At 70.1% G+C, this 15,937-nt stretch carries 12 protein-coding genes; 2 read left to right on the top strand and 10 right to left on the bottom strand.

Features of this window, described 5'->3' with window-relative positions; genetic code table 11:
* The first annotated feature begins 8 nt into the window (after positions 1-8).
* The gene (gene pbpC, locus WCE39_RS05825; RefSeq protein WP_449283989.1) at positions 9-2,381 is read left to right on the top strand and encodes a penicillin-binding protein 1C; all 2,373 of its coding nucleotides are present in this window, start codon (positions 9-11) and stop codon (positions 2,379-2,381) included.
* 4 nt (positions 2,382-2,385) lie between these two features.
* Here pbpC and WCE39_RS05820 read toward each other — a convergent pair whose 3' ends face one another.
* A complete protein-coding gene (locus WCE39_RS05820; protein ID WP_343275741.1) occupies positions 2,386-2,862 on the bottom strand; it encodes a peroxiredoxin in 477 nt (158 codons plus the stop codon).
* A 154-nt stretch (positions 2,863-3,016) separates the two neighbouring features.
* Between WCE39_RS05820 and WCE39_RS05815 the strand changes: the two genes are divergently transcribed.
* Positions 3,017-3,925: a DnaJ C-terminal domain-containing protein gene (locus WCE39_RS05815; RefSeq protein ID WP_343275740.1), complete on the top strand. Its 909-nt coding sequence runs from the start codon at positions 3,017-3,019 to the stop codon at positions 3,923-3,925.
* A 72-nt stretch (positions 3,926-3,997) separates the two neighbouring features.
* Here WCE39_RS05815 and pilH read toward each other — a convergent pair whose 3' ends face one another.
* The 9 genes from pilH to purB form a co-directional block, all read right to left on the bottom strand.
* Positions 3,998-4,387 (bottom strand): twitching motility response regulator PilH, encoded by a 390-nt coding sequence (gene pilH / locus WCE39_RS05810; protein WP_343275739.1) that lies wholly within the window; start codon positions 4,385-4,387, stop codon positions 3,998-4,000.
* A gap of 79 nt (positions 4,388-4,466) precedes the next feature.
* The gene (locus tag WCE39_RS05805; RefSeq protein WP_343275738.1) at positions 4,467-5,459 is read right to left on the bottom strand and encodes a YhdH/YhfP family quinone oxidoreductase; all 993 of its coding nucleotides are present in this window, start codon (positions 5,457-5,459) and stop codon (positions 4,467-4,469) included.
* Between the two features lie 56 nt (positions 5,460-5,515).
* The gene (locus tag WCE39_RS05800) at positions 5,516-6,109 is read right to left on the bottom strand and encodes an LOG family protein (RefSeq protein WP_343275737.1); all 594 of its coding nucleotides are present in this window, start codon (positions 6,107-6,109) and stop codon (positions 5,516-5,518) included.
* 109 nt (positions 6,110-6,218) lie between these two features.
* Positions 6,219-7,655 carry a dihydrolipoyl dehydrogenase gene (gene lpdA / locus WCE39_RS05795; RefSeq protein ID WP_343275736.1) on the bottom strand — a complete coding sequence of 479 codons (1,437 nt, stop codon included), beginning with the start codon at positions 7,653-7,655 and terminating at the stop codon, positions 6,219-6,221.
* 112 nt (positions 7,656-7,767) lie between these two features.
* Positions 7,768-9,021 carry a dihydrolipoyllysine-residue succinyltransferase gene (gene sucB, locus WCE39_RS05790; protein ID WP_343275735.1) on the bottom strand — a complete coding sequence of 418 codons (1,254 nt, stop codon included), beginning with the start codon at positions 9,019-9,021 and terminating at the stop codon, positions 7,768-7,770.
* A 42-nt stretch (positions 9,022-9,063) separates the two neighbouring features.
* Positions 9,064-11,934 (bottom strand): 2-oxoglutarate dehydrogenase E1 component, encoded by a 2,871-nt coding sequence (locus WCE39_RS05785; protein WP_343275734.1) that lies wholly within the window; start codon positions 11,932-11,934, stop codon positions 9,064-9,066.
* Positions 11,935-12,101: 167 nt separating this feature from the next.
* Positions 12,102-13,010, bottom strand: a complete 909-nt coding sequence (locus WCE39_RS05780; protein WP_343275733.1) for a GNAT family N-acetyltransferase — start codon at positions 13,008-13,010, stop codon at positions 12,102-12,104.
* 4 nt (positions 13,011-13,014) lie between these two features.
* Positions 13,015-14,388 (bottom strand): JmjC domain-containing protein, encoded by a 1,374-nt coding sequence (locus tag WCE39_RS05775; RefSeq protein ID WP_449283988.1) that lies wholly within the window; start codon positions 14,386-14,388, stop codon positions 13,015-13,017.
* 40 nt (positions 14,389-14,428) lie between these two features.
* Entirely contained in the window at positions 14,429-15,799 is a 1,371-nt protein-coding gene (gene purB, locus WCE39_RS05770; RefSeq protein WP_343275732.1) for an adenylosuccinate lyase, read from the bottom strand.
* Positions 15,800-15,937: the final 138 nt, after the last annotated feature.

Below are 15,937 nucleotides of genomic sequence, written 5' to 3'. Positions count from 1 at the left end.
TCCGACCAGTGAATGGGGTGCCATCGCCGAGGTCCGCCGGCGCGAGGGTCCGGTTGTTGGCGGTACTGCGCTGGGGCACGGTGGCGTTGCTGTTGTCGCTGCTGGCGCTCGACTTCGCATTCCCGCCGCCGCTGCCCGAATCACGTGACCATGCCACCCTGGTCACCGCGCGCGACGGCACGCCGCTGCGCGCCTTCGCAGACGCTGACGGCGTGTGGCGCTACCCGGCGTCCGAAGCGACCGTCTCGCCGCTGTACGTCGATGCGCTGCTCACCTACGAGGACCGCTGGTTCCGCCGCCATCCCGGCGTGAATCCGGTGGCCCTGCTGCGTGCCGCCTGGCAGGCAGCCGGCAGCGGCCGCATCGTGTCGGGCGGCTCGACGCTGACCATGCAGGTGGCGCGCATCCTCGAGCCGCACCGGCGCACGCTGCCGGGCAAGGCGAGACAGATCCTGCGAGCGCTGCAGCTCGAGGCGCACCTGTCCAAGCGCGATATCCTCGCGCTGTACCTCGAGCGCGCGCCTTTCGGCGGCACCATCGAAGGCGTGGAAGCGGCGAGCTGGGCCTACCTCGGCAAGCCCGCCGCGCGGCTGTCGCACGCCGAGGCCGCGCTGCTGGCGGTGCTGCCGCAGGCGCCCACGCGGCTGCGACCCGACCGCGCGCCCGAGGCGGCGCGGCGCGCGCGCGACAAGGTGCTTGAACGCATGGTCGCCAGTGGACGCTGGAGCCGCGCCGAAGTCGACGACGCCAAGGTCGAACCGGTGGTCGCGCGCGCGCTGCAGCCGCCGCTGTCCGCGGCGCTGCTGGCGCAGCGGCTGCGCTCGCGCGATCCGCAGGCCGACCGCATCGAGTCGACCATCGACGCCGCCCTGCAGCGCACGCTGGAAGAGCGCCTTGGAAACTACGTCGCCCAGCTGCCCGAACGCACCTCGGCGGCGCTGCTGGTTGTCGACAACGACACCATGCAAGCGCGCGCCTACCTCGGCACGGCCTCGTTCGGCGATGCCGCGCGCCTGGGCCACGTCGACATGGTGCGCGCCTGGCGCTCGCCAGGCTCCACGCTCAAGCCCTTCGTCTACGGCATGGCGATCGACGACGGCCTGGTGCATTCGCAAAGCCTGCTGGTCGATGCTCCACAGTCGTTCGGCGGCTACCGGCCGGGCAATTTCGATGCCGCATTCAACGGGCCGGTGTCGGTGGCCGATGCCCTGCGCCTGTCGCTCAACGTGCCTGCGGTGGACCTGCTCGACCGGGTCGGGCCGGCGCGCTTCGCCGCGCGCCTGGACCATGCCGGGATCAGCCTGCGTTTCCCTCGCGGAGCGCAGCCGAACCTCGCCCTGATCCTTGGTGGAACCGGCGCGCGACTGGAGGACCTGGTCGGCGCGCAGGCGGCGCTGTCGCGCGGCGGGATCGCCGGGCGCGTGCGTTACTCCGCCGACGAGCCGCTGGTCGAACGCCGCCTGCTGTCGCCGGGCGCGGCCTGGATCGTGCACGGGATCCTGGCCGCCAACCCGCGCCCTGGCGAGCGCGCCGGTACGTTCGACACGGGCCGGCGCCCGCGCGTGGCCTGGAAGACCGGCACCAGCTACGGCTATCGCGATGCCTGGGCGCTCGGCACCACGCGCCGCTACACCGTGGGCGTGTGGGTCGGGCGTCCGGATGGCACGCCGCTGCCGGGCCAGTACGGTGCGGTGACCGCGTTGCCGCTGATGTTCGAGGTGGTCGACAGCCTGCCGCAGCGTCCCGGCGACGGGGCGCCCCTGGCGCCGCCGCCAGGCGTCGCCGGGCGCGAAGTCTGCTGGCCGCTGGGCACGGCTGCCGAGGCGCAGCCCGAAGGCGCGTGCCATCGACGGATGCAGGCCTGGGTGCTCGATGGCGCCGTGCCACCCACGCTGCCCGAGCGTGACGCGCGCAGCTGGGCGCCGGCGTTCGAGCGGATCGAAGTGGATGCCGGCACGGGCCGCCGGCTCACCGCCGGTTGTGCCGGGGCGCATGAGCGCCGCATACGCCACGTCGCGCGCTGGCCGGCGCTGGCGTCACCGTGGCTGGGCGCTGCCGAACGCGAAGCCTCGCGCCTGCCGCCGCTGGCGACGGGTTGCAGTGACGATGGCCGCGGCCAGGCGGTGGCAATGCGCATCGAGGGCGTCAACGATGGCGCGCTGCTGCTGCGTGCACCCGGCTCGGCCAGGCCGCCGCGTCTGGCCCTGCGCGCGGTTGGCATCGACGGCGACGTGCAGTGGTTGCTCAACGGCCGCTGGGTCGGCGAGACCCGTGGCCGCCAACTGCTGTGGCGCGAATTCAGCGAGCCCGGCCACCAGCAGCTGACCGCCCTGGCCGAAGGCGGCGCATGGGCCAGCCTGGTCTTCGACGTCGGCGGTTGAGGCCTCAGATCGCGCCGAGCACGTGTTCCGCGGACGACACCTTGAACTCGCCCGGGGCCTCGACGAACAGCTGCCTGACCACGCCGTCCTCGGCGTAGAGCGCGAAGCGCTTGCTGCGCATGCCCATGCCGAAAGCCGTGCCGTCCATCTCCAGGCCGAGCGCGCGGGCGAAGTCGCCGTTGCCGTCGGACAGCATGCGCAGCCCCGCCGGAACGCCCTGGCTTTCGCCCCAGGCCTGCATCACGAAGGGGTCGTTGACGGCCATGCACGCGACCTCGATCCCGCGCTCGCGGAACGCCTGGAAGTGCTCGATGAAGCCGGGCAGGTGGCGCTCGGAGCAGGTGGGCGTGAACGCGCCCGGCACCGCGAACAGCACCACGTTCTTGTGCGCGAACAGGGTGGGCGTGTCGATGGTCTGCACGCCGTCGTCGATGTGCTTCAGCGTGACCTCGGGGATGGCGTCGCCGGTCTGGATGGTCATGGGGTTAACTCCGTGTTCGCATGGGTGGCGGGGAATCGCCGCCGCTCGCACCATGGTGCCATGCCGCGGGCGGCGCGGGCTTGCGTCACGGCCGTTCGCCCCGATATTGCTACCCTGCCGCGGCCGGCGCGAAGGCCGCGCTTGTGGAGATCGCATGCAGTTCAAGGATTACTACGCCGTGCTTGGCGTCGAGGCCACCGCCGGCGAGGCCGAGATCAAGACCGCCTACCGTCGGCTGGCGCGCAAGTTCCACCCCGACGTCAGCAAGGAGGCGGGCGCCGAGGACAAATTCAAGGCCGTCAACGAGGCTTACGAGGCGCTGCGCGACCCCGACCGCCGCAAGGCCTACGACCAGCTGCGCGGGCGCGGCTACCGGCCCGGTGACGAGATCCATCCGCCGCCGGGAGGCTTCCGCGGCAATGGCGGCGGTGCCCAGGACTTCGACTACGAGGAAGTCTTCGGCGGCGGCGGCAACGGCGGTTTCAGCGACTTCTTCGAGAGCCTGTTCCGCCGCCAGGCGCAGCAGCAGCGGGGCGGGCCGGGCTTCGGCAACCCGCCGCGCGGCGATACCCGCGCACGCCTGGCCGTGCCCCTGGAAACCGTGCACCGCGGCGGCGCGATGCGCATCTCGGTCAACGGCCGCACGCTCGAGGTCAAGGTGCCGCGCGGGATCCGGCCGGGGCAGGTGATCCGCCTGGCCGGGCAGGGCGGGCAGGGCAGCAACCTGCTGCTCGAGGTCGAGTACGCCACCCACGCCCGCTTCGAGGTCGACGGCCGCAACATCGTCTATGCGCTGCAGGTCGCGCCCTGGGAGGCGGCGCTTGGCGCGGCCGTCAGCGTGCCTACGCTGGGTGGCCTGGTCGAGCTCAAGGTGCCGGCGGGGTCCGAGGCCGGGCGCCGGTTGCGCCTCCGCGGCCGCGGACTGCCGGGAACCGGCGGGCAGCCCGATGGCGACCAGATCGTGGAGCTGGAGGTGCAGGCCCCGGTGCCGCGGGACGATGCGCAACGGGCGGCCTACGAGGCCCTGCGCGAAGCGTTTTCGGGTGAATGGAAACGCGAGTAGCACCCGCGCGGCGGCGCGTGGACGCGGCGCGAGCCGGGGTCCAGCGGCAGCGCCGGCGTCCGGCGCGCCGGCTCAGGCCGCGGTAGGCGGCGTGGGTTCGGTCGCGATCGCCTCGACGATCGTCGCCGACAGCTCGGTGTCGCTGAAGGGCTTGGTGAGATAGGCGCGCGCACCCTGGCGCATGCCCCAGACCTTGTCGGTCTCCTGGTCCTTGGTGGTCACCAGGATCACCGGGATGTGCTTCGTGGTCGGGTCGCGGGTGATCGAGCGCGTGGCCTGGAAACCGTTGAGGTTCGGCATCACCACGTCCATCAGGATCAGGTCGGGGAGCTCGCGCTTCGCCACCTCGACGCCGGCGGCGCCGTCCTCCGCCGTCAGCGCCTCGTGGCCCAGGCTTTCGACGATGCGGCGGATGCCCATCAGCTGTGACGGCGAGTCGTCGACGATCAGGATGCGCGCCATGGTGTTCCCCGTTCAGTTCCCGCGATTGTAGCCCGCGGCGGCTGGCCTGCAAGCGGCGGCCGCCGCGCGGCCCGCGTTCTCACAGCGTGACCAGCGTCCGCCCGTGGGAACCGCCGGCAAGCATGCCTTCGAAGACCCCCGGCAGTTCGTCGAGCGCCACTTCGCGAGTGCAGATCCGCTCGAGGTGGCGCGGCTTCCAGTCGCTGCCCAGGCGGCGCCAGACCTCGTCGCGGATGTCGCGCGCCGTACCCGCTGAAGCGACGCCCAGGAGCGAGACGCCGCGGATGATGAAGGGCATGACCGTGGCGGAGAGGTCGTGGCTTGCGGCGAGGCCGGCACTTGCGACGTTGCCATAGGCCGCGGTCTGCGCCAGCAGGCTCGCGAGCATGGCGCCGCCGACGTTGTCGAGTCCGCCGCCGAAGCGGGCGGACTCCATCGGCCGCGTGGTCGCGAGCGCGTCGCGCCCAAGGACCTCGCTTGCGCCGATCTCCTTCAGGTAGCCGGACTGGTCCGGCTTGCCGCTGATCGCGTGCACGTCGTAGCCCGCGCTGGAGAAGATGTCGACCGCAAGCGAACCGACGCCGCCGGTGGCGCCGGTGACCGCCAGTGGGCCGAGCGCGGGATGCTGCCGGTTCTCACCCATGCGCAGCAGCGCCAGGGCGGCGGTGAAGCCAGCGGTGCCGAGGATCATGGATTCGCGCAGCGACAGGCCGGCCGGCAGCGGAATCGCCCACTTCGATTCCACGCGCGCGTATTCGGAGTAGCCGCCGTCACGGGTCTCGCTCAGGCCGCAGCCGGTGACCAGCACCTGGTCGCCTTCGCGGATGGCGGGATCACTGGAGGCGACCACGTGGCCTGCGACGTCGATGCCGCCCACCAGCGGGAAGCGGCGCAGGATCCTGCCCTGGCCCGTGCCGGCCAGCGCATCCTTGAAGTTGACCGATGAAAACGCGGTCTTCAGCACGACTTCGCCGGGCGCAAGCTGGTCGATGCCGACCTGTTCGATGCCGCTGCGATAGCCGGCGTCGTCGTTGTGGATGCGGAAGGCGCGGAAGCTTCGTGGGATCGTCATGACGTGCTCTCAGGTGTGGGAGCCGCTACAGCGGCGATGTCTTCCCGCGGCCGGTTTCAGCGCAGTTCGCGGCTGCGCTTCTCGTCGAGCCACTTCGAGGCCTGTGCGGGCTGGTAGGCGCGCATCCATTCGAACATCGCGTCGATGTCGTCGCCGGTCCACATGTCCTCGCGCTGGCCGGGGTGCAGGAAGCGCTCCTCGACCATGCGGTCCATCATCGCGACCAGCGGCCCGTAGTAGCCGTTGATGTCGAGCAGGGCGCAGGGCTTCTCGCTGATGCCGAGCTGCCGCCAGGTGAACATCTCCACGATTTCCTCGAGCGTGCCGAAGCCGCCGGGCATCGCCACGAACGCGTCGGCCAGGTCGAACATGCGCGACTTGCGCTGGTGCATCGAATCGACGACCTCCAGCTCGGTCAGGCCGCCGTGTGCGACCTCCATGTCGACCAGGTGCTTCGGGATCACGCCCACCACTTCGCCGCCCGCGGCCAGCACCGCGTCGGCGATCGTGCCCATCAGGCCGATGTTGCCGCCGCCGTAGACCAGGCGGATGCCATCGCGCGCCATGCGCGTGCCGAGTGCGATCGCACCCTCGATATAGGCGGGATGGGCGCCGCTGTTGGAACCGCAGTAGACGCAGAGACTCTTCATGCCTTGAAACCCGTGTGTCATGTTCCGGAAAGGACGACGCCGGGCAGGGCCCGGCGCCGGTGTTCGCTGAGTGTGCGGCGGGACGGCGTGCGCTGTCCCGCTCGTGCCCTCAGTTCGCCTTGTGGATCGCGCGCCTGTCGACCGCCATCGCGGCGTCGTGGATCGCCTCCGACAGGCTCGGATGCGCGTGGCAGATGCGGGCCAGGTCGTCGGCGGAGCCCTTGAACTCCATCGTCAGCACGCCCTCATGCACCAGCTCGGAGACGTTGGCGCCGACCAGGTGCATGCCGAGCACGCGGTCGGTTTCCGCATGCGCCAGCACTTTCACGAAGCCCGCCGGCTCGACCATCGCCACCGCGCGGCCGTTGGCGGCGAAGGGGAAGCTGCCCGACTTGTACGGGACGCCTTCTTCCTTCAGCTGCTGCTCGGTCTTGCCGACCCAGGCGAGTTCCGGCTCGGTGTAGATGACCCAGGGAATGGTGTCCATGTTGACGTGCCCGGGCAGGCCGGCGATGAGTTCCGCCACCGCGATGCCTTCCTCGAAGCCCTTGTGCGCCAGCATCGGCCCGCGCACGCAGTCACCCACCGCCCAGACGCCGTCGACGCCGGTGTGGCAATGCCCGTCGACCTCGATCTGGCCGCGCTCGGTCAGCTTCACGCCGCTGCCCTCGGCCAGCAGGCCCTTGGACGCGGCCTTGCGGCCCACGGCGACCAGCAGCTTGTCGACGGTGATCGTCTCCTCGCCCTTCTTGTCGGCGAAGGTGACCTGCACTTCCTTCTTCTTGCCCTTGCCGGTGACTTCGGCCTTCGAGACCTTGGCACCCAGGCGGATATCCAGGCCCTGCTTCTTGAACTCGCGTGCGGCGACCTTCGAGACCTCGGCGTCCGCCGCGGCCAGGAAGTCGGGCAGGGCTTCGAGGATCACGACCTCGGCGCCCAGGCGCTTCCACACGCTGCCGAGCTCCAGGCCGATCACGCCAGCGCCGATCACGGCCATGCGCTTGGGCACCTCGGTGAAGTCGAGCGCGCCGACGTTGTCGACGATGGTGTCGCCGTCGAACTTCGCGAAGGGCAGTTCGATGGAGTCCGAACCCGCGGCGATGATCACGTTGGTGCCGGTGAGCTCGATCTCGCCGCCCTCGTGCTGCGCGACCTTCACCAGCCGGTCGGCGTGCAGGGTGGCGAAGCCGTAGTACGGCGTGACCTTGTTGGCCTTGAACAGCTGCGCAATGCCCCCGGTGAACTGCTTCACGATGGCGTCCTTGCGACCGACCATCGTGCCGACGTCGATCTTCGCGTCCTTGGCCGTGATGCCGTGCTGGCCGAACACGTGCTGCAGGTTGTGGAACTGGCGCGAACTGTCCAGCAATGCCTTCGACGGAATGCAGCCCACGCGCAGGCAGGTGCCGCCCAGGGCCGGCTTGCCGTCCTTGCCCACGCCGGCATCGATGCAGGCGACCTTCATGCCCAGCTGGGCGGCGCGAATCGCGGCATGGTAGCCGGCGGGGCCGGCACCGATCACGACAACGTCAAACTGTTCAGCCATTTCTATTCCTCGATATCCCTTCCCGCGCCGGGCGGAGGAAGGTGCCCCGGAAGGGGGCGGATGGGGGCAACCACGCGCGGGACAGGCCGGGGCAACCTCGCGGAGCGGTCGCTTACATCCCCAGCAGCATGCGGTGCGGATTCTCGAGCTGGTCCTTGATGTCGACCAGGAACTGCACCGCGTCCTTGCCGTCGATGATGCGGTGGTCGTAGCTGAGCGCGATGTACATCATCGGCGCGGGGACCACGGCGCCGTTCTCGACGATCGGGCGCTCCTTGATGGTGTGCATGCCCAGGATCGCGGACTGCGGCGGGTTGACGATGGGCGTTGACATCAGCGAACCGAAGGTACCGCCGTTGGTGATGGTGAAGGTGCCGCCCTGCAGGTCATCCAGCGACAGCTTGCCGTCGCGCGCCCTGGTGGCGTAATCGCCGATCGCCTTCTCCACGTCGGCGAAACCCATGCGCTCGACGTTGCGCAGCACCGGGGTGACCAGGCCGCGGTCGGTGGAGACCGCGATCGAGATGTCGGCGTAGCCGTGGTAGATGATGTCGTCGCCGTCGACCGAGGCGTTGACCACCGGGTACTTCTGCAGCGCGTTGGCCGCGGCCTTGGCGAAGAAGCTCATGAAGCCGAGCTTGACGCCGTGCTGCTTCTGGAAGCTCTCGCCGAGCTCCTTGCGCATGGCCATGACCTTGCCCAGGTTGACCTCGTTGAACGAGGTCAGCATCGCGATCGATTCCTTCGACTGCATCAGGCGCTCGGCGATGCGCTTGCGGATGCGGGTCATCGGCACGCGCTCTTCCGGACGCGCGCCTCCCGACACGCCGGCGGTCTTGCCGCTGGCGTAGTTGACGAGGTCTTCCTTCGTGACCGCACCGCGGCGGCCGGTGCCTTCTACCTGCGAGGGATCGATGCCGTCCTTGACCGCCGTGAAGCGCGCGCCCGGAGGCAGCTCGCCGGTGCCGCCGGAGGCGGGCGCGGGGCGGGTCGACGAAGGCGCCTTGGCCTCGGCCTTCGCGGCGTCGGCCTTCGGCTGCACTTCCTGGGCGCCCGCGGCCGGCTCGGCCTTGGCGCCATCGCCCTTGGCCTTGCCAGCGTCGCCATCGTCGGCCTTGGCCGGCGCGGCGCCTTCCTCGATCACCGCCAGCACCTGCTGGCTGGTGACGGTGTCACCTTCGGCGTACTTCAGTTCCTTGATCACGCCGTCGACGAGCGAGGGCACTTCGAGCACGACCTTGTCGGTCTCGAGGTCGACGATGTTCTCGTCGCGTGCAACCGCGTCGCCCACCTTCTTGTGCCAGGTGGCGATGGTGGCGTCGGAAACGGATTCGGGGAGTACCGGTACCTTGATCTCGGTGGCCATGGTCTTGATGCGTCCTGGTCGTTGCTGTCAGCAGTGTGGGGGTCAGTCGGCGGCGAAAACGCTGCCGGCCTTGGAGGTGAGTGCGTCGGCGACCAGCTGCTGCTGCTCGGCGACATGGTCGGCGAAGTGGCCGACGGCGGGCGAGGGCGAGCGCGAGCGGCCGGCGTAGTGCAGCTCCATGCCGTCGGGAACGCAGTGCTGCAGGTGGTGGCGGATCTGGTACCACGCGCCCTGGTTCTGCGGCTCTTCCTGGCACCAGACCACCGACGTGGCCTTGCCGTACTTGCCGAGCTCGGCCACAAGCGCCTCGCGCGGGAAGGGATAGAGCTGCTCGACGCGCACCAGCGCCACGTCGTCCTGGCCGCGTTTTTCCTTGTCCTCCAGCAGGTCGTAGTAGACCTTGCCGGAGCACAGCACCACGCGCTTGACCTTCTTCGCGTTGGCCGATGCGTCGCCGATCAGGTGCTGGAATTCGCCATTCGCGAGCTCATCCAGCGTCGACACGGCGAGCTTGTGGCGCAGCAGCGACTTCGGCGACATCACCACCAGCGGCTTGCGGGTGGTCATGCGCATCTGCCGACGCAGCATGTGGAAGGCCTGGGCAGGCGTGGACGGCACGCAGACCAGCATGTTGTCGAGCGCACACAGCTGCAGGAAGCGCTCCAGGCGCGCCGAGCTGTGCTCGGGACCCTGGCCTTCGTAGCCGTGCGGCAGCAGCAGCGTCAGTCCGCTGATGCGGCCCCACTTGGCTTCGCCCGAGGCGATGAACTGGTCGATCACCACCTGGGCGCCGTTGGCGAAGTCGCCGAACTGGCCCTCCCAGATGCACAGGGTGTTGGGGTCGGTGGTGGAGAAGCCGTATTCGTAGGCCATCACCGCTTCCTCGCTGAGCAGCGAATCGATGATGGTGGCGCGCTCCGGCGAGTCGACCAGCTGGCGCAGCGGCAGGTAATAGCTGTCGGTCTTCTGGTCGTGCAGGATCGCGTGGCGGTGGGTGAAGGTGCCACGGCCGACGTCCTGGCCGACCAGGCGCAGGCCGAAGCCGTCGTCGAGCACGGTGGCGTAGGCGAGGTTCTCGGCGAAGCCCCAGTCGGCGGGGATTTCACCGGCGGCCATCCTGCGGCGGTCCTCGTAGACCTTCGACACGCGCGAGTGCAGCTGCACGTCTTCGGGGATCGTGGTGATCGCCTTGGCCAGCGCCTTGAGCTTCGCAGGTTCCACGACCGTGCTGGCCGTGTCGGCCAGCGTGCCGGCGACCAGGGCGCCCCAGTCCACGAACAGGCGGCTCTCCGGCGGGGTCTTCTCCACCTCGGCGAGTTCGGTCGTGACCTCGCCGGCGTCGAGCCGGTCGCGGTAGCTGTCGACCAGGGCCTGGCCGCCCTTTCCGGGCAGCACGCCGGCGGACTCCAGCTGGCTGGCGTAGAGCTCGCGGGTGGTCTTGTGCTTGCGGATCACCTGGTACATCACCGGCTGGGTGATCGCCGGCTCGTCGGCCTCGTTGTGACCGTGGCGGCGGTAGCAGACCAGGTCGATCACCACGTCCTTGTTGAATTCCTGGCGGAAGTCGTAGGCCAGGCGCGCGGTGAAGGCCACGGCTTCCGGATCGTCGGCGTTCACGTGCAGCACCGGCGCGCCGATCATCTTGGCCACGTCGGTGCAGTAAAGGGTGGAGCGTGCATCCTCGCGGGCGCTGGTGGTGAAGCCCACCTGGTTGTTGACCACCACGTGCAGCGTGCCGCCGACGGCGAAGCCGCGCGCCTGCGACATCTGGAACAGTTCCATCACCACGCCCTGGCCGGCGAACGCGGCGTCGCCGTGGATGAGGATCGGCATCACCTTGCGGCGGGCCGTGTCCTGGCGGCGCTCCTGGCGCGAGCGCACGGAGCCCGCGACCACCGGGTCGACGATCTCCAGGTGCGAAGGGTTGAAGGCCAGCGCCAGGTGCACCGGGCCGCCCTCGGTGGCGACGTCGGCGGAGAAGCCCATGTGGTACTTCACGTCGCCGGCGTGGGCGAGCTCGTTGTGCTCGAACTTGCCCTCGAACTCGTCGAACAGCCGGCGCGGGTTCTTGCCCAGCGTGTTGACCAGCACGTTCAGGCGGCCACGGTGGGCCATGCCGATCACGATGTCCTTGACGCCGTCCTTGCCGGCGTTGCGGATCACGGTGTCGAGCAGCGGGATCAGCGAGTCGCCGCCTTCCAGCGAGAAGCGCTTCTGGCCCACGTACTTGGTGTGCAGGTAGCGTTCCAGGCCCTCGGCGGCGGTGAGGCGCTCGAGGATGCGGCGCTGCTCGTCGGCGGTCAGGCTGTAGCGGCCGCCGGCCTGCTCCATGCGCTCGTACATCCAGCGGCGCTGGTCGGCCTGCGGGATATGCATGAACTCGGCGCCGATCGGGCCGGCGTAGGTCGCGCGCAGCAGGGCGAGCAGGTCGCGCAGGCGCATGCGCGGGGCGCCGCCAAAGGTGCTGGTGCCGCCGGCGGCGGGCCCGGTCGCGAACTCGGTGTCGAGGTCTGCGTCGGACAGGCCGTGGAAGGGCAGCTCGAGGTCCGGGGCGTCGATCTTCTCGGCCATCGCCAGCGGATCGGTATCCGCCTGCAGGTGGCCGCGCGAGCGGTAGGCGGTGATCAGCTTCAGCACCGAGCCCTGCTTGCGCTGGGCGTCGACGTCACCGCCGCCTCCGGGCGCCACCACCACGCCGGCCTTGGCCTCGCGGCCGGCGCGTGCGACCGCGTCCATGACCACCGAGTGGGGCACGTCGCCCGCCTCGCGGCCCTTGAAGCCGTCGAACCAGGCCTTCCACGTGTCGCCGACGCTGTCGGGGTCAACGAGATACTGCTCGTACAGGTCCTCGATGAAGGCGGCATTGGCGCCGAGCTGGGAGGACTGCGCAAACTGCTTCAATAGATTGGCCACGATGGCGTAGGAAAGCTCAGGAATGGGGGAGGGATGTTCCGCATGCGCGGGAGCGGGCCCTGTTCAGGCGCGCGATCCGGACAATTATAGCCCTCCGGGCGCGATTGAGGCGCCTGCGGCGGGCGTGAAACGCATTGTTGCCCGGCCCCGCGCGCGGGCGCCCACGTTCAGATCCCGAGGGCGCGATATTCGGTGCAGGCGCGGGCGCGCTCCCAGAAGGCATTGAACACCCCGTGCAGATGGCGCGCGCGGCCGGGACCGTCAAGGCGGGTCTCCCCTTCCCAGCGCTGGCCCAGGGGCCGGAAGAAATGGCCACCGCGGTCGTTGGCGACGAAGGCCGATGCATAGGCGCGATCGACCTGTTCTTCCACCGCGCGGAAGGCGATCGCGCTGGGCAGCCGCTGGCCCAGGGCGATCAGCGGCGCAAGCGCGCGCTGCGGGACGGCCGGCTCCTGCAGCAGGATGCGGATCGCGCACTCGCCACCGGTGGCGAGGCGGCGGATCGCGGCGACGATCTCGGGCTGGTCGAACAGGCCCGGATCGAGCTCGCGGCTGTAGATGTCGAGACGGCGGCGGGCGCCCGCGATGACGCCCGACGTGGCCGCGATCGCCGCGGCGCGCGTGTCGACCAGGTTGAGCGCGCCCGGCAGCAGGCGCATGCCCTGGTGTTCGATGCCGGCTTCCTGGAAGCGATCGCCAACGGGCAGGAAGCCGGCGCGCGCATAGAAGCCGACCGCCGCGGCCTGTGCGTGGAGGGTGACTTCGGGCCAGCCCAGCGCCCGCGCCTGCTCCAGCAGGGCCTGCAGCAGCGCATCGCCGACACCGCGCCCCCGCCACGCCGGCAGGACCGCCATCCGGCCGATGCTGCGTGCGGGCGTCAGCCGGCCGGTGCCGATGGCGTTGCCGGCGTCGTCGCGGGCGATGACGTGGTGGCATGCCGGGTCCAGTTCGTCCCATTCCAGCGCCAGCGGCACGCCCTGCTCGCGGACGAACACCGCTTCGCGCACGCTGCGCAGGTCGGGCAGGCCCGCTTCGTAACCGGCCGCCTGGATGTGGAATGCCTGCGCCTGGGCCATGTGCCTACGTCCCGTCGTCGTCGCCGTCGTCGCCGTCGTCCCCGTCGCCGTGGCCTTCCAGCACCAGCTGGTAATGGCCGGCCTCGAGCAGGGCCAGCACGCAGCCGCGCGCGCCGGCGGACAGGGTCGTATACGCATCGCCGCCGATCACCGCCGCATTGGCGATCGTGATGGCGTCTTCGGCGGGCAGCGGGTGCGCTTCGCCGTTGACGTAGAGCCGCGCATCGACGTCGGCGCGGCGCCAGGCCATCCGCGAGTAGGGATGGCGGTGGAGTTCCGCGCCGTGCTCGAGGTCCCATTCGACTTCGATGCGCGAGCGCGGCGGCTCCTCGCCGTCACCGGGGGCGACCTCGCCGGCGTTCCGGTACCGGGTGATGAAGCCGCCGAACCAGTCGCCCAGGCGTTGCGGATCGTCGCTGCGCAGCAGCTCCAGGGCGCGGGCCACGCGCAGCATCGCCGCCGCGTCGATTTCCGCCGGGTCGCCCGGCAGGGTCAGGTCGGGGTCGGCGTAGCGCAGGTCGTCGTCGGCATCGGCCAGCAGGCTGTCGGCGAAATCGCCGAGCAGTTCGGCCGCCGACGGCGCGCGCATGCCGACCGAAAACGTCAGGCAGGCGTCCTCGGCCACGCCGTGGTGCGGCACGTTGGGCGGCAGGTACAGCATGTCGCCAGGACCGAGCACCCAGTCGTGGCTGGCCGTGAATTCGCGTAGCAGCTTGATGTCGACGTCGTCGCGGAAGGCCAGCGGCGGCTCCGCCCCGCCCATGGCCACGCTGGCGTCGATCATCCAGCGGCGATGGCCCAGCGCCTGCAGCAGGAAGACGTCGTACTGGTCGACGTGCGCGCCGACCGAGCCACCCGGCGCGGCGAACGAGACCATGACGTCATCCAGGCGCCAGCGCGGCAGGAAGCCGAAGTGCTGCAGCAGGCCGGCGATGTCCGAATCCCACTTGTCCACGTCCTGCACCAGCAAGGTCCAGTCCTGCCGCGGCATCGCCGGGAAGACGTCTTCGGGGAACGGGCCCTGGCGCACGGTCCAGGCGTCGGCCGCGCGATCATGCTCGATGATGCGCGCCAGCACGCCGTCCTCGCAGGCCAGGCCGGCGAGGTCTTCCGGTGCGATTGGCGAGACGTAGCCGGGAATCGCGTTGCGGATCAGCAGCGGACGCTTCTGCCAGTAACCGCGGAGGAAATCGGCGGGCGGCATGCCCAGCAGGCCTTTGCCGCTGGCGTCGATCTCGAGCGGCAGTTCGCGGGTGGCGACCGGGGACGCCGCGCCGGTGGGCTGTGACGCATCGGCAGGGCGGGTCGTGGCACGGCTGGCGGGCGCTTTCCCGCTGCTGGAGGCCTTGCGTCCGGGGGGTGCCTTGCGGGTCGTCATGGTGCGGGTCTCGTGCGGTTCGCGATGTGGGGTGCGTCGGTCAGATCCCGCGGGCAAGGGTGCTCGCGTGGCCTGTGTAGCCGCCGGGCGTCATGTCGAGGAGGCGCTGCTTCGCGTCGTCCGGCAACTCCAGCCCGGCGATGAACGCGCGCATCGAGTCCGCGGTGATGCCCTGGCCACGGGTCAGCGCCTTGAGCTGCTCGTAGGGACTCGGCAGGCCATGGCGGCGCATCACCGTCTGCACGGCTTCGGCCAGGACTTCCCAGGACGCGTCGAGGTCGGCGGCCAGGCGCTCGGGATTGGCGCTGAGCTTGCCAAGGCCGCGCCCGAGCGCATCGAAGCCGACCAGGGCATGGCCGAAGGCGGTGCCGAGCGCGCGCAGCACGGTGGAGTCGGTGAGGTCGCGCTGCCAGCGGCTGACCGGCAGCTTGGTGGCGAAGTGCTCGAACAGTGCCACCGCGATGCCGAAATTCCCTTCGGCGTTCTCGAAATCGATCGGGTTGACCTTGTGCGGCATGGTCGAGCTGCCGACTTCGCCGGCCTTCACCGCCTGCTTGAAATAGCCCAGCGAGATATAGCCCCAGACATCGCGCGACAGGTCGATGAGGATGGTCGCGATGCGCTTCTGCACGTCGGCGATCTCGGCGATGCAGTCGTGCGGTTCGATCTGGGTGGTGTACGGATTGAAGTCCAGCCCCAGCGATTCGACGAAGCGGCGCGAGAACGCAGGCCAGTCGACGTCGGGATAGGCGGCCAGGTGCGCGTTGTAGTTGCCGACCGCGCCATTGGCCTTGCCGGTCAGCGACACCGCGACCAGCTGTGCGCGCTGGCGCTCCAGCCGCGCGACCACGTTCGCGAGCTCCTTGCCGACCGTGGTCGGTGAGGCGGTCTGGCCATGGGTGCGCGAGAGCATCGGCAGCGCGGCGAATTCGTGCGCCATGCCGCGCAGCGTGGCCGTGACGCCGTCCAGCGCCGGCAGCATCACCTCGCGGCGTGCGGCGTCGAGCATCAGGCCGTAGGCGAGGTTGTTGATGTCTTCGCTGGTGCAGGCGAAGTGCACGAACTCCAGCGCGGGGCCCAGCGCGGCGTCGTCGGCCAGGCGTTCCTTGATGAAGTATTCGACTGCCTTGACGTCGTGGTTGGTGGTGCGTTCGATCTCTTTGACGCGCGCGGCGTCGGCGGGCGAGAAGCCATCGGCCAGGGCGCGGAGGCTGGCGGTGGCGCCTTCGTCGAAGGGGGCCAGTTCGGGAATGCCGGGTTCGGCGGCCAGGGCCAGCAGCCATTCGATCTCGACGCGCACGCGGGCGTGGATCAGCCCGAACTCGGAGAACACCGGTCGCAGCGCCTCCACCTTGCCGGCGTAGCGGCCGTCCAGGGGGGAGAGGGCGAGCAGCGGGTCGAGGGCGGGCATGGCGGGCTTTCGTCGTGTGCGGCCGGACATTCTACCCGGCGGGTGCATGGACCGGCGACGCAGCCATCCTTGGCTGAATCGCCTACCGCGCACATCCATGTGCGCTGTCCATACCCCCCCTCGCAGGAGCACGCTTCT

The sequence above is a fragment of the Luteimonas yanweni genome, assembly GCF_039548475.1.
Lineage (GTDB): Bacteria > Pseudomonadota > Gammaproteobacteria > Xanthomonadales > Xanthomonadaceae > Luteimonas.
Note: the sequence above shows the minus strand (reverse complement) of the source record. Positions and strands in the feature narration are given on the sequence as shown.